Genomic DNA, 13,271 nt, shown 5'->3' with positions numbered 1-13,271 from the left:
ACAACTATTACCCCATACACCCCAGGGAAGTCAGCACACGTTTAACGGAAGTTTTTTTGAATATAATGCTCATAGCCCTAAAGAATTAATACTATCTTATTTCTAAACAAAAGACCACCCCTCCACATCCTATGGAGAAGATTCATGGGGTGGTAAAATGATGGGCTGATAGCGTAATGCCTCATCTACGATCTCTGCCGCACTCAAATCACGATCATCCCAGTAGATCAAATTACTGATCCCCGGATGGGGCGTATTTTGCTTCACTATGGTCAGCATACTGTCGATTTCCTCTTCTGTTCCCTCATCTCTGATGATTTTTTCCACTAACTCTATAAGCTCACTTCGTTCTAAACGGTCTAAATTTTGGAGTTCCTGGTTGGCTTGATCCAGACTCATATAATTGCCCTCCTTTGTATTGAGTATGATCGGCAATGTGTGGGCCCATCCCTTCTTCTGTAAGCGCTATATGATCTATCATGAAGCTTTAGGAAACGTTTATGATAAATAAAGCCGCACCCAGTACGGGAACGGCTCTATATAGTAATAAAGCTTGTTAAACCATGATTTTGCAAATATCGTTCGTGAATTCAACTGGATCTTGCAGTGGCAAGCCTTCGATCAGCAAAGCCTGATTATACAGTAATGCCGTATAGAGGTTTACTTTCTCCTTATCCTCGGCAAAAGCTTCTTTCAAAGAATTGAACACGGCATGGTTTATGTTGATTTCCAGCACTTTATTCGCTTTGACATCAGCGTTATTAGGCATGGCGTTCAAGATTTTTTCCATCTCAATCGTCACCTCGCCGTCTGCGGACAGACATACCGGATGTGTCTTCAAGCGCTTAGAGGCTTTAACACTGGATACCTTGCCTTCCAGCAAGCCCTTCATGTACTCGAACAGCTCTTTGTTGTCGTTTTGTTCTGCTTCTGTTTCTTTCTCAGTTTCGTCAGGCTCAATGCCCAGATCGCCGCTTGATACAGATTTGAATTCTTTCTCTTTGTAGCTTAAGAGCATTTTAATAGCGAACTCATCAATATCATCAGTGAAGTACAGAATTTCGTAGCCTTTGTCAGCCACCATTTCGGTTTGCGGCAGTTTTTCAATACGCTCGTTGGACTCGCCGGAAGCATAATAGATATACTTTTGATCTTCTGGCATACGTGATACGTATTCGTCCAAAGTAACCTGCTTTTTCTCTGTAGAAGAGTAGAACATGAGCAGATCCTGCAGAGTTTCTTTATGTCTGCCGTAATCGTTGTAGACACCAAATTTCAATTGTCTGCCAAATGATTTGTAGAATTGATCATATTTCTCCCGGTCATTTTTGAGCAAGGTCAGCAATTGGCCTTTGATTTTGCTTTCGATATTTTTGGCAATCAGCTTCAGCTGACGGTCATGCTGCAGCATTTCTCTGGAAATGTTGAGTGACAAGCTTTCGGAGTCAACCATACCTTTGACAAAGCTAAAATAATCCGGCAGCAGATCAGGGGATTTTTCCATAATCAGCACACCGTTGGCATACAACTCCAGCCCTTTTTCATATTCCTTGGAGTAGAAATCAAACGGGATATTCTCAGGAATAAACAGAATAGCTTGGTACACTACCGCGCCGTCCGCGCTGACATGGATATGCTGGAGCGGCTTGTCGTAGCCATAGCGTTTTTCCGCATAGAAATTTTGATAATCCTCGTCGGTCAGCTCGCTTTTGTTTTTTCTCCAGATCGGAACCATGCTGTTGATACGCTGTTCTTCCTCGTAATCCTCAAACTCGTTGTCGCTTCCCTCTTTCAACCGCTTGCCTGTAATATCCATTTTAATCGGATAGCGGATAAAGTCGGAGTATTTTTTAATCAGTGCTTTTAAACGATACTCGTCCAAATATTCGTCGTAGGACTCATCTTCGGTGTTTGCTTTGATTTTCAGAACAATCTCGGTTCCGACCTCGTCCTTCTCAGCTGCCTCAATGGTATACCCGTCCGCACCTGTGGATTCCCATTTATATGCAGTATCGCTTCCCAAAGCCTTGGTAGTCACTGTAACCACATCTGCTACCATGAAAGCTGAATAGAAGCCGACGCCGAATTGACCGATGATGTCATGACCATCCTTGGATTCATTTTCATTTTTGAATGCCAGTGAGCCGCTTTTAGCAATAACACCCAGGTTATTTTCTAGTTCTTCCTTAGTCATACCAATCCCGGTATCACGCAGGGTTAGCGTTCTATTATCCTTATTGGCAGTTACTTTGATATAATAATTTTCTTTGTCAAAGACCAGTTGATCATCCGTCAATGCTTTATAATAAATTTTGTCAATCGCATCACTTGCATTGGAGATCAGCTCTCTTAGAAAAATTTCCTTTTGCGTGTAAATCGAGTTAATCATCATTTCGAGCAGACGCTTGGACTCAGCCTGAAACTGTTTTTTCTCCATTCGGATATCTCCTTTCAGATGTAAACCTATGTAAGGCCAGCAGATATGAGCTATGCAAACGATTCTACTTTGTTAGCACTCCCATCTTTCGAGTGCTAGCCTACCTTTTTTATAACATTCCTCATTTTTTATGTCAATATCTCGGTTGGCTGAGCAGTAAAATTACATTTTAGGAAATCGCTAGTGTCTAATGTGTTTAAACATCACGTTAAACATTTCGACAGAGGAGGGAAACAGCCCTTGTACATGGGGAAGCAGATTACTCCTGATCCGCAGCTCATCCTCATCCAAATGCTGTAGGTCCTCATGAAAGAACCAAACAATAGGATAATCGCCGTCCTTATGTCTGCTGCCTACATTTAAACAAACGGGACCTTGGTCGTCCTCTGCTATTGCAAAAGGAATGTAGCCTGCTGACAGCAGAGGTGACCATTGATCGAGCAAATCATAAAATGCCTTTAAGCCTTGACCTACAGGCAGACGTGGAAACTCAACAAACGTACAATCGCTCCAGTACACTCCCGGAATGGACTCATTATCGAATTGTAAAGATACATAATGGTAGGACATGATAAAACTCCTTAGCAGGGGCGGCAGCTCAAAATGGTATTTTTCCTCCATCTCCCGAATTTCCTGTTCAGTAATCTGTGAAGGGAGAGGCTTCCATTTGATCCATCCCTCCTCGTCGACATTCCCATCACGCATTTCAATCGGTACATTTTCTTCCACATCCATAAAAAAGGCTTCATCCATCTGTGCAAATAGTTCCTTCATAGATGTACGAATATCCGCTTTCTTGTCCATGTCCTCACACCTCTTTCCTCTCTATTCGCATTTTGCATCATGGGTTTATGCCAAATGCTCTCTATATGAAAATAGCATTGTATTCATGTGTTACTGCACTTTTAAGTTCAGCTTATCAGAACTTGCTTTTATCACCATTTGCGGAATATTAGTATTACCAGCGCAACGGCTCATAGTTACGCCAGATCATCCAACGTTCTGTCTCGTGAATTAGAGCGGTGCCAATGCTATATTCGTCCTTCGTGCTGCTCTGCAAATCAATCAAATGAAGCATACCACCATACGTTCCAACCGCCAACATGCCTTCATCGGGTGTAACTGCCAGCCCGGATATCGTACTGCCGACAAAATAGCGCCAAAGTTCACGCCCCTCCCTGTCAATCAGACGGAGATAACCGTAGGCATCACCCAAAATAGATCCTTGCGTCAGTGCTGTTGCAGCGTATACTCGCATTTCTTCATTTATCATCGGCCACTCTTCCTTATTCTGAGCAAGACCCTGATCCACCTCAGCAATCGACACTTGAATGGTGGCGCCGTTGTAGAAATGACAGGCATTGTACCAGACATTCAAATCATCTTTGGAAAATACAGCATAATGCGGATAACTAGAATTTGGCTCCAATGTATGCACCGTCTTATCGGACAGATCCATAAGCATATGCTCACTCATCTGGCTACCGTAAGCGATCCAGCGTCCATCCCTCGACACAGCTCCATGGGCCATATCCACAATCGTGTCTTCCAGCTCTAGTTCTCTTCGTTCAGACGTCTTGGGATGGATCAAATCCACCTGATCACCAGCCAACAAATAAACGCCGTAACCGCATACCAGCAGAACTCGCTGTCCATCGCCAAACGGAATCACTTCATCTAATATATCCTCTGGATGCTCTTCATCTCCCAAGCACTCCAAATCAGGAATGGATGCTTTTAAGCGTCCTTGTATATCCTTCCACTGAAAATGTGCTGTCTCTTCTCCTTGCAGATTTAAGTCCGGTTGACGAACAATACGAATCCCCTGTCCATCCACCAACGCAAAATAAGTCCCGTCTGGCGAACAGCCTACTCGATGCAGTCCGGGGATTTGCAAGATTCTATCTTTTCCCGCCACATAGATCATTCCACATTCCCGAGGATTGCCCGCATGTAGAATGACTTCATTGCCTCCATTCATAAAAGCTATCGGCCTAACGGCTTGCAAAGCCTCCTCAAACGCTGCTGTAAGCGGCCAGGATGCAGCCGGAATTTCCCGACGTAACTGCTCTGTTTCCTCTGCCTGATTTGCGTCCTGAATCATACGAAAAATATCTTCAGCCAGTTTGGAGCGTTCGTCTTGCTTTGGCTCTGGCTGCTCCTGCTGCCACTGGCTTTCCATACCGATTCTGACAAATTCATTCACATCTGCAGCATACCTTTTTCCTTCCTGTCGCCACTTTGCTGCCATTTCATGATCCAACCAACTCATTCGCTTCCCCCATCCAGTGTATGTATGCCCCGTTTGATCTACAGGCTTGTTCATTCTGCTAGGTGGTTTCTCACCTTTGTCAGCACAGACCACAGGTCTGTCACTGCCTTCACCTCTTCATAGTCCAGATAGGCATCGTGCTTGTCATAGTATTTTACCGCTATAATCACCATCTGAAGCGTCACTGGCTGTCCAGCAGCCTTAAGGACTTCCACAATACTTTCGAAGGTCGCCAACTCAAACCAGGTTTGAACCTGACGATCTGGCACCCACTTGGGAATAGACTCGTCATGTTCGTTGGTTACGGCTGTACCCTCCTCTGCACATTCCTCTAGCCAATGCTCATCCCAATAATAAATCGGTGTGTGAACAGGGTCCTGATCCCATTGATCTACATTCACATATAACCAGTTATTATGCAGTTGCCCCACGCTATGCACCAATTCCTGCAATCCTTCAAACACACGATAAGACGGGCGCTCTCTGCGACGGTAATCCTCAAGTCTCGTCTCATACCTGCTCATCCCCAGCCACCCCGCTTCCTATATCAGTTAAACACTCAACATTCGTATAACATACATTTACAACTCACAAAATCCGATATAACTACAAGCACCTCGTAAAGTGTCAAGACTACATAAGGAGATTGATCTATTCATGAAAAGAATCACCGCACTTGTTATCCTGTCCTTGCTATTACTTGTAACCCCGATCTACGCTGCTGCCCCAGCACCTATGCTGGTCTATGTGGATCAAAGTAACCACTCCTTCATCCCGCTCCGTCTCCTGAACAGCTATGAAGGGATCACACTCAACATGACTGCCGCGGACAAAAAAATAGAAATCGCGCAAGGCAATACCCGGATCACATTATTCACCGGACAATCTACCGCCAAAGTGAATGATCAGACGGTCCGTTTGCAAAATGCTCCTTTTACCGATAATGGTTCGACCTATGTACCCTTGCAGTTCATCAGCCAATATCTAAACCTGCAAGTCTCATGGCAAAAGGAAACCTCAGCTGTAAGCATTAAGCAGGGTACAACGTCCGTCACGCTTCCGGTACTTACTGGTAAGCTACCCGGAAATACTCCCCCCATTACAACGGCTCATAAAAGCTTCAAGGTCGGGTCTCGTACCTTTTCCGCTAAGGTGGTCACCGTCTCTATGCTCCATCCCAAGGTAAGCCTAGAGGTGGCTCTAGCAGGCGATACCATTGGTAAAGTGGAAGACTTAAGCAGTCTCGCCAAACGCAATCAAGCGGTTGTAGCCATTAATGGCACATTCTTTGACGCCTATACCAAAAGCTCCTACAAGACGCCTTACGGCTATCTGGTCAGTCACGGAAAGATGTTGAAAAAAAGCTCTGGCGACCAACGAACGGTCTTCACCTACGATGCTAACCATTTATCCGAGCTAATGTCGGGTTCCGCCTTCGAACAACGGTTAAGCCAAGGCAGTGTTAAAGGTGCCCTTCAAGCCGGGCCTCGTCTGGTTACGAACGGTCAGGTTTCCCTAAATGTCAAAGCCGAAGGCTTCAAGGACCCTAAAATATTAACAGGCGGCGGCGCCCGCAGCGCACTCGGAATGAGTCGGGATGAATCATAAGCTGATCCTCCTGACCACAAGCGGAGCGACCATTCCGCAGCTCGCCCAAATGATGAAGCAGGCCGGCGCTTATCAGGCCATGAATCTGGACGGCGGTGCTTCCAGCGGGCTGTATTACAACGGCTCCTATCTCACCACACCCGGCCGCCAAATCAGCAATGCCATTATTGTAAAGTATCAATAGCCAATAGAATGATAAAGGGCTGTCTTCACGGATCTGTAAGCCGTGGGGATAGCCTTTTTCCATTTCCTCTAGCTTCGGTTGTTCCTGCTTCCACCTGTTCAAGCGGCATGTATGACCGTCACGTATTGATCCTGCAATCTACAATCGAATCAGACCTGTAAAGCTATTGCTGCCTTCGCTTCCTTTTTTTATAGAAAGGTAAATACGGTTGTCTTCTCTGCTTGCCATGCATTCATAAAGTCCCGGTTGCAAAGAAAGGAACATCCCTCCCCATACACACTCAGGCTCCAGCCCACCACTTGTGGCTTCCTCCCCTGCTCCAATAAATAGGTTGCCTGAGGGAACCTTCAAAAACAGCCGCACAGCAGGCTTGTCGATATGATCTGTCATCACAACCTCATACGTTCCGTCCGCTCCCAGATTCAAAAAAGCTACATTTCCTTTGTTCAACTCGCCCAGCTCGTCCTCTTCAATGGACCACCAATCCGGCTCATCGTTCAAGCGATGCTTCAGAGCTTGCGTATCAAATAGGCAAAGAGTCGCCGTGTCTGTCGTAAATTGAAATGGACTGATTGCCATGTTCATCATACAATCCTCCTGATAATAGTCAGCGAATTTCCGTTTTCCCACGTCTTCCGCTATCCGTATTGCTATAGATTTGAGGGAAATTATCCCTGTATGTAAAGTATAACAATGCTTGCAGGGCCAGACAACATGTTGGACTAACACCCATTCTGCATAAAAAGCCCTCCCTCACGATGTCGTGAAAGAAGGCCGATTTGTGATTTAAGCGATGCTAACCTGCTGTTAGATCAGAAAAGACTTAGTAATAATTACCAACAAAATGAACAATACCAAAATCGCTCCTGTGGATGTCCATGCTCCACCGTAACCTACTTCACCCATGTCTGAATCCCTCCTTGCATTAAAGCTTACTCTTATCGTATGTAGAAAAGTGGATAACGACAGGGCGAATCGGCAAGTTTATTGCCATAGAAGGGCTACTCAAAAAATGGACTGATACGTTTGAGATAGATCGCTAATGACTCTGGATGACAACTGGCAGAGAATATCGTTAGTTCTGCGCAACAGCCTGCTCACATCCTTGTGCCTCATCATTTGAAGGAGCGGGGTTTCTAACTGGGATGAAAGAAATTGAGTGGTACCTATAAATACGACAACATCTAATCCAGGGTGGTTTCGGTATGTAATAAGTGCAGCAGGTCAGTCATAGACAGGAATCCGGGAGGAAAAAGGCTGTTGTTTTCTTTCATATATAGAGCTTTTAACATGGAAGTTAACGCCCAGTCACATAGGATAATGCAGCATTGGACTTGATTGTGCTTGTACAGGATTTGGGCTAGTTTCATGTGGTATTGAGATAGAGTGTGGAAATCGGTTATTGAATTATGTAGGTGTTGTGAGGGTCTGGACGGTTGAGGGGGACTTGGAATAAAGGTAGAAGGGCTTCTTTCATATCTATTCCTCCAGAGAATTTCAATATTAGTCTTATTATACTCCAAAATAATACTTATAGATATTACTATTATTTATTATATTCATTATTCAATGTTTTCGTTTGGATATCTTGTCTACACTTTTAGAATAGTGAGGTGTAGACGATGGAAGATAAAGAAGTTCTTAAATTAGTGGGTGCCAGAATACGTGCTTTGCGAAAAGAAAAAGGATTGTCTCAGGAGTCGCTTGGGGAAAAAGGTGGATTCCATTTTTCATACATAGGGCAGATTGAGCGTGGAGAAAAAAACGTATCTTTAATAAATATAGCTAAAATTGCTAATGCACTGGATGTTAATTTGATTCAGCTTTTTGCTTATGTAAATGAGGATATTAAGGTTACAAAACATGAAACTGATATACAAGAAATCGTAAAAATACTCCAAAAATCGAGTCCAGAGAAAGTACGCTTGGCGAGGAATGTGATACGGGAGATTACAAAATAAAAGGATTTTTTAGCAAAAATAAAGGAGCCACCTTTAGTTAACAAGGCAGTTCCTATTGCACTATTGTTTTACGTAAGTTCAATACCCTATCGAACATTAAAATAACATATATATATATCCAGTATTATCTTAATTTCAAGTTTCTTATATAAAAGCGCGAACCGAATCGAATACGAAATTGCAAAGGATTTCCCGCCATTATGAAATTATTGGCTTCTAGGTAGTTTCTTGCGGTCATTCAATTTAAATTTTCTTTTTACCCTTTTTGTGGGCAATACCATACGAACATTTTTTAGCTTCGCTTTTCTTTGAGCACTATTTGTAATAAGGTTGACTGTAAAGTTCACGAAACCGCGTTGGATGTTAAGTGTTTTAAAACCAACTCTTCTGCAATTATTGCATAGATTACCATTAATATTCCAGATCCAACATCCACTGAAGTTATAATTAGGAACATGTATGGGGAAACTACCTGACCACACAAGATTTCTTGATACGCTCTCAGCGTAATAATATATTGTTCTATCCCCTACGTTGCCAGTAACAACTTCCCTCGTTTGACCAGGCGCCAAACGGTACCAGGTAGACAATATACCAGTTTGTCCCACAAAGACAAACCCACACCTACTCGCGTGATAGAAAATGGCTACCTGTACGGTAGAATTGGTGCTGTTTCGAAAATAAAGACTCATTTTTTTGTCACTCCCTCTTAATACCATTCTACAATCCATTGTATGCAAGAGTTGTAAATAGGAAGTGGACAAACATAAAAGAGTCTTAGCCTTTTTTAGGATACTCAGAGATTATGCTTTTTTAGAGTTTCCCGCCATCAGTTTGGCGAAACCATATGACCATGTTGTTAATGTTATAGAATTCAATCAAAAGAAAACCACCACCTAATCTTGTAAAGATCAAAAAACACGTCCATATATGACGTGTTTTTCAATAAAATATCTTTAACTAATAGAACCTTTTAAATATCCTAAACCAAACCTTACTTCCAAATCTCGTCCGCAATCTCTTTAATGAAAGCAAGCTTTTTCCACTGCTGCTCTTCTGTCAGAATATTGCCCTCTTCTGTCGAAGCAAAGCCGCATTGTGGGCTGAGGCAGATGTGGTTGATGTCGACGAATTGAGTCGCTTCCTTAATGCGATTAATGACCGTCTGCTTGTCTTCCAGTTCACCCGTTTTGGAGGAAACGAGACCCAGTACGACCTGCTTTTGATCTTTCAGATGCTTAAGCGGTGTGAAATCGCCTGCACGGTCGGTATCGAATTCGAGATAGTAGCCGTCGATGTTGTCGATGCCGAACAGGGTTTCGGCTACAGGCTCATAGCCGCCAGAAGATGCCCAGGTGGAATGGTAGTTACCACGGCATACATGGGTCGTAACGACCAAATCGGCTGGAAGATCCTTCACCGTTTCCTGATTCACACGGGCGAACAGCTTTTTGGTATCTTCCACATTTTCACCCGCATGCTGTCTAGCTTCCCAATAGTTTTTATCACAGAGCATACCCCATGTGCAATCATCCAGTTGCAAGCTGCGGCAACCCTCATTGTACAACGCTTGAATCACGGATTTGTAGGCTTTGGCGATATCCGTCACCAGTTCATCCAGATTGCTGTAATACGTATCGGTTGTTTCTTTATTCTCTCCGCGCAATAGCTCGGCCAGGAACTGTGCAGGTGCCGGGATCGTTTGGCGTGCGATCGCATCCTCACCTGCTACTTGCTTCAGGAATTTGAAATCTTCAATGAAAGGATGACGGGAATGTCCGATTTTACCGGACAAGCGTGCAGTTTCCGCTCTTGTTTCCACACCTTGGAATTGGTAGCCGTTCAAAAGCTGTACCTTTTCCACACCGTCCAGACCCCACATAAAATCAAGATGCCACCAGGAGCGTCTGAATTCACCGTCCGTCACGGCTTGAAGTCCTACGGATTTTTGCTTTTCCACTAGCTTGATAATTTCGTTATCTTCAATCTTTCTCAGCTCGTCCGCAGAGATTTCATTATTTTGAAATTGAATTCTGGCGTCTTTAATCGCTTGCGGGCGCAAAAAGCTGCCGACCATATCATGTCTAAAAGGGGTCACTTTACGTTGGGATGCATTATCAAGGATGCTGCTCATTAGGGTTATCTCCTTTTTCGCTTCTATAGTGAAGTTCTTGTAAGAAAGATAACATACATTTTCAGTTATAAGGTAACTCCAATAAACTATAGCTAGTTATAGCCTAGGGCTATACCCAACTTTTTATTCCCCTATCGCCTCATGCAGCGCTTCTACATAGACAGTGGCCAGCTTGGAGAGCGCAGCATTTTTATGGCAAATCCATCCCACATTAATAGACTCATCACATTCCAGAGGGACGGAAATAATGTCGTTACCGTTCAGATCGGCACTGATCACTCCGGTAGAAATGGTATAGCCGTTCAACCCAATGAGCAGATTAAAAAGGGTCGCCCGGTCATGGACGCGAATGCTTTTGGGATGCGATAACGTACTGAGAATCTCCTCGGAAAAGTGAAAGGAATTGTACTCCCCTTGCTCAAAGGAAAGATATGGATAAGGATAAAGCTGGTCAATGGTCACGATAGACTGTCGGGATAGCGGATTATTGGCACTGATAAAAATATGTGGCTTGGCCGTAAACAGGCTGTTGAATTGTAGATTCGCATCTTTTAGCAGCTTGTTAATGACCTTGGCGTTAAATTCGTTCAGATACAGGATTCCGATCTCACTGCGCAGGCTTTTGACATCCTGTATGATTTCATGGGTTTTGGTCTCTCGCAAAGCCAATTCATACTCTTCTTGACCATATTGATTCACCAGATTCACAAATGCATTTACGGCAAAAGCGTAATGCTGCGTGGACACAGCAAAATGCTGTGGTGTAGGCTTGGCATCCAGATAGCGACTTTCCAGCAGCTCCGCCTGCTCAACGACCTGACGTGCATAACCGAGGAATTCCACGCCTTCCTTGGACAAAGAAATCCCCTTATTGGTACGCTCAAAAATGGTGATATGAATTTCTTCCTCCAGATCACGAATCGCGTTCGACAGACTGGGCTGGGAAATGAACAACCGCTTTGCCGCCTCATTCATGGAACCGCGATTGGCAACCTCAATGACGTATTTTAATTGTTGTAAGGTCAATGCATGATGTCCTTTCCGTTTGTGTTTCTTCTATTATATAATACATAATCACACTTCTAAGAAAAGGTATAGTCGTTACTTAAATGAGAACAGCCTCTCTCCCTAAGGTTTAAAAATATAAACACCTCCCTAAATGGAAATCTTCCTTCCAGGGAGGTGCTCTAGTTACGATGCTTTAATTAACGAATTTCACCATTCGTGGAGATCAGCTTTTGATACCAATAAAAGCTTTGTTTACGAATACGACGCAGATCCTTGAGATCAAACTCCTCACGATCCACATAGATAAACCCGTAACGCTTGCTGGAGCCCTGGTGGGTACTCACCAGATCAATTGCAGACCACGGACAGAAGCCGAACACTTCTACACCGTCTGTAATAGCCAGTTGAATCTGCTCGATATGTTTCTTGAAAAAGTCAATACGATAAGAGTCTTTCACTAGATCCCCTTCTTCAAGCTTGTCAAAAGCGCCCAAGCCATTCTCTGTCACAATCAAAGGCAAGTGGTAGCGAGAATAAATTTGGCGTAACGTGGATCTAAAACCGACCGGATCAATCTCCCAACCAAACTCCGTCGTTTGCAGGTTGGGGTTGACGGAACCTCGATATGCTCCGGGTTCACCCACAATTTCGTGCTGATCTCCTGTATGTGAAAAATCATTCCCGTCATCTAAACTTTCTCCTACGGTTTGAGAGGTATAATAATTAAATGCGATAAAGTCCGGGTTCCCCTTCGCTAATATATCCATATCCCCTTCTTCAATGACAGGCTCATAGCCTTTCTCGACCAAATAGCTCCAGGCAATATGATTGTATCGGCCAAACACAGCCATATCCAGATAGAGCCAGTTGCGAATGGCTGCATAGTTGTCCGCCGCCAGCGTATCTTCAGGCTTGGAACTGGCTGGATAGATAACCCCAATATTCGGTGCTGGTCCAATTTTCGCGTCAGGCAGCATCTCGTGGCACAATACCATCGCCTTCGCCTGTGCGACTAACATATGATGATTTTGTTGGTACAGTACCTTTTGCGGATTTTCCAGACTTGTATCTAATGTGCCAATAGAACCGGGATGGAGAATCAGCATGTTCTGCTCATTAATGGTTAACCAATATTTCACCCTGTCTCCAAAGTTCTCAAACAATGTTTTGGCATACTGTTCGAAGGCATCAATCGTCTCCCTTTTCGACCAACCGCCTTGTTGTTCAAGAGCATAAGGCAGATCAAAATGATACATGGTAACAATCGGTTCAATCCCGTATTTAATTAGTTCGTCAATTAATAAGCTGTAAAACGCGATTCCCTTCTGATTCACTTCACCTGCCCCCAGGGGATAAATACGTGTCCAAGCAATCGAGAAACGATATGCTTTAAAGCCCATTTCAGCCATCAGAGCTACGTCTTCTTTGAACATATGGTAATGATCACTGGTTACCTTAAAATCAGTGACTCCTTCAACGTGGTTAGCCATGTCAATCACAGAGGGGCCTTTTCCATCTTCGTCCCATGCACCCTCTACTTGATAAGCGGAAGTTGAACCTCCCCAGAAAAAATTTTCAGGAAATGCCTTCAATTGATTATGTTTCATGCTATAGTCCCTCCAGTTATCGTTATATCCTTCTGATTTTGCAATTCATGAATGTGATGA

At 43.8% G+C, this 13,271-nt stretch carries 12 protein-coding genes and 1 pseudogene; 2 read left to right on the top strand and 11 right to left on the bottom strand.

Annotated elements, in window-relative coordinates; translation table 11 throughout:
- Nucleotides 1-129: 129 nt before the first annotated feature.
- The 5 genes from MKY16_RS08745 to MKY16_RS08725 all read right to left on the bottom strand — a co-directional run bounded on the left by MKY16_RS08745 (nt 130) and on the right by MKY16_RS08725 (nt 5,233).
- Nucleotides 130-399: a bacteriocin immunity protein gene (locus MKY16_RS08745; RefSeq protein WP_069012172.1), complete on the bottom strand. Its 270-nt coding sequence runs from the start codon at nt 397-399 to the stop codon at nt 130-132.
- 157 nt (nt 400-556) lie between these two features.
- On the bottom strand, nt 557-2,437 hold the full coding sequence (htpG, locus tag MKY16_RS08740; RefSeq protein WP_069012173.1) for a molecular chaperone HtpG: 1,881 nt from the start codon (nt 2,435-2,437) through the stop codon (nt 557-559).
- Between the two features lie 180 nt (nt 2,438-2,617).
- Nucleotides 2,618-3,241 (bottom strand): SMI1/KNR4 family protein, encoded by a 624-nt coding sequence (locus tag MKY16_RS08735; protein WP_029516661.1) that lies wholly within the window; start codon nt 3,239-3,241, stop codon nt 2,618-2,620.
- 154 nt (nt 3,242-3,395) lie between these two features.
- Complete coding sequence (locus MKY16_RS08730; protein WP_029516660.1) at nt 3,396-4,709, bottom strand: PQQ-binding-like beta-propeller repeat protein; 1,314 nt, start codon at nt 4,707-4,709, stop codon at nt 3,396-3,398.
- Between the two features lie 50 nt (nt 4,710-4,759).
- Nucleotides 4,760-5,233: a DUF7716 domain-containing protein gene (locus MKY16_RS08725; RefSeq protein ID WP_029516659.1), complete on the bottom strand. Its 474-nt coding sequence runs from the start codon at nt 5,231-5,233 to the stop codon at nt 4,760-4,762.
- A 133-nt stretch (nt 5,234-5,366) separates the two neighbouring features.
- Between MKY16_RS08725 and MKY16_RS08720 the strand changes: the two are divergent.
- Nucleotides 5,367-6,501: pseudogene (locus MKY16_RS08720) on the top strand (phosphodiester glycosidase family protein).
- A gap of 138 nt (nt 6,502-6,639) precedes the next feature.
- Here the strand turns inward: MKY16_RS08720 and MKY16_RS08715 are convergent.
- Together MKY16_RS08715 and MKY16_RS08710 are read right to left on the bottom strand one after the other, a co-directional pair.
- Nucleotides 6,640-7,086 (bottom strand): DUF6386 family protein, encoded by a 447-nt coding sequence (locus tag MKY16_RS08715; protein ID WP_239645164.1) that lies wholly within the window; start codon nt 7,084-7,086, stop codon nt 6,640-6,642.
- A gap of 222 nt (nt 7,087-7,308) precedes the next feature.
- Complete coding sequence (locus MKY16_RS08710; RefSeq protein WP_014599622.1) at nt 7,309-7,407, bottom strand: hypothetical protein; 99 nt, start codon at nt 7,405-7,407, stop codon at nt 7,309-7,311.
- Nucleotides 7,408-8,123: 716 nt separating this feature from the next.
- On the opposite strand from MKY16_RS08710, the gene MKY16_RS08705 reads away from it, so the two are divergent.
- A complete protein-coding gene (locus tag MKY16_RS08705) occupies nt 8,124-8,462 on the top strand; it encodes a helix-turn-helix domain-containing protein (protein WP_029516656.1) in 339 nt (112 codons plus the stop codon).
- Nucleotides 8,463-8,668: 206 nt separating this feature from the next.
- On the opposite strand, the gene MKY16_RS26115 is transcribed toward MKY16_RS08705, so the two are convergent.
- From MKY16_RS26115 to MKY16_RS08690, 4 genes are all read right to left on the bottom strand, one after another.
- Nucleotides 8,669-9,154, bottom strand: coding sequence for a DUF1036 domain-containing protein (locus MKY16_RS26115; protein WP_029516655.1), 486 nt, complete (start codon nt 9,152-9,154; stop codon nt 8,669-8,671).
- A 302-nt stretch (nt 9,155-9,456) separates the two neighbouring features.
- Nucleotides 9,457-10,596, bottom strand: a complete 1,140-nt coding sequence (locus MKY16_RS08700; protein ID WP_029516654.1) for a 5-methyltetrahydropteroyltriglutamate--homocysteine S-methyltransferase — start codon at nt 10,594-10,596, stop codon at nt 9,457-9,459.
- A gap of 123 nt (nt 10,597-10,719) precedes the next feature.
- Entirely contained in the window at nt 10,720-11,622 is a 903-nt protein-coding gene (locus MKY16_RS08695; RefSeq protein WP_340955037.1) for a LysR family transcriptional regulator, read from the bottom strand.
- A 179-nt stretch (nt 11,623-11,801) separates the two neighbouring features.
- Complete coding sequence (locus tag MKY16_RS08690) at nt 11,802-13,211, bottom strand: glycoside hydrolase family 1 protein (RefSeq protein ID WP_340955036.1); 1,410 nt, start codon at nt 13,209-13,211, stop codon at nt 11,802-11,804.
- Nucleotides 13,212-13,271: the final 60 nt, after the last annotated feature.

Source organism: Paenibacillus sp. FSL L8-0641, assembly GCF_038006265.1.
GTDB lineage: Bacteria > Bacillota > Bacilli > Paenibacillales > Paenibacillaceae > Paenibacillus > Paenibacillus polymyxa_D.
Note: the sequence above shows the minus strand (reverse complement) of the source record. Positions and strands in the feature narration are given on the sequence as shown.

What these genes read in the sequence shown, in the direction of transcription:
- MKY16_RS08745 (WP_069012172.1), bottom strand. Translation starts at nt 399, where the DNA reads ATGAGTCTGGATCAAGCCAACCAGGAACTCCAAAATTTAGACCGTTTA.
- htpG (WP_069012173.1), bottom strand. Translation starts at nt 2,437, where the DNA reads ATGGAGAAAAAACAGTTTCAGGCTGAGTCCAAGCGTCTGCTCGAAATG.
- MKY16_RS08735 (WP_029516661.1), bottom strand. Translation starts at nt 3,241, where the DNA reads ATGGACAAGAAAGCGGATATTCGTACATCTATGAAGGAACTATTTGCA.
- MKY16_RS08730 (WP_029516660.1), bottom strand. Translation starts at nt 4,709, where the DNA reads ATGAGTTGGTTGGATCATGAAATGGCAGCAAAGTGGCGACAGGAAGGA.
- MKY16_RS08725 (WP_029516659.1), bottom strand. Translation starts at nt 5,233, where the DNA reads ATGAGCAGGTATGAGACGAGACTTGAGGATTACCGTCGCAGAGAGCGC.
- MKY16_RS08715 (WP_239645164.1), bottom strand. Translation starts at nt 7,086, where the DNA reads ATGAACATGGCAATCAGTCCATTTCAATTTACGACAGACACGGCGACT.
- MKY16_RS08710 (WP_014599622.1), bottom strand. Translation starts at nt 7,407, where the DNA reads ATGGGTGAAGTAGGTTACGGTGGAGCATGGACATCCACAGGAGCGATT.
- MKY16_RS08705 (WP_029516656.1), top strand. Translation starts at nt 8,124, where the DNA reads ATGGAAGATAAAGAAGTTCTTAAATTAGTGGGTGCCAGAATACGTGCT.
- MKY16_RS26115 (WP_029516655.1), bottom strand. Translation starts at nt 9,154, where the DNA reads ATGAGTCTTTATTTTCGAAACAGCACCAATTCTACCGTACAGGTAGCC.
- MKY16_RS08700 (WP_029516654.1), bottom strand. Translation starts at nt 10,596, where the DNA reads ATGAGCAGCATCCTTGATAATGCATCCCAACGTAAAGTGACCCCTTTT.
- MKY16_RS08690 (WP_340955036.1), bottom strand. Translation starts at nt 13,211, where the DNA reads ATGAAACATAATCAATTGAAGGCATTTCCTGAAAATTTTTTCTGGGGA.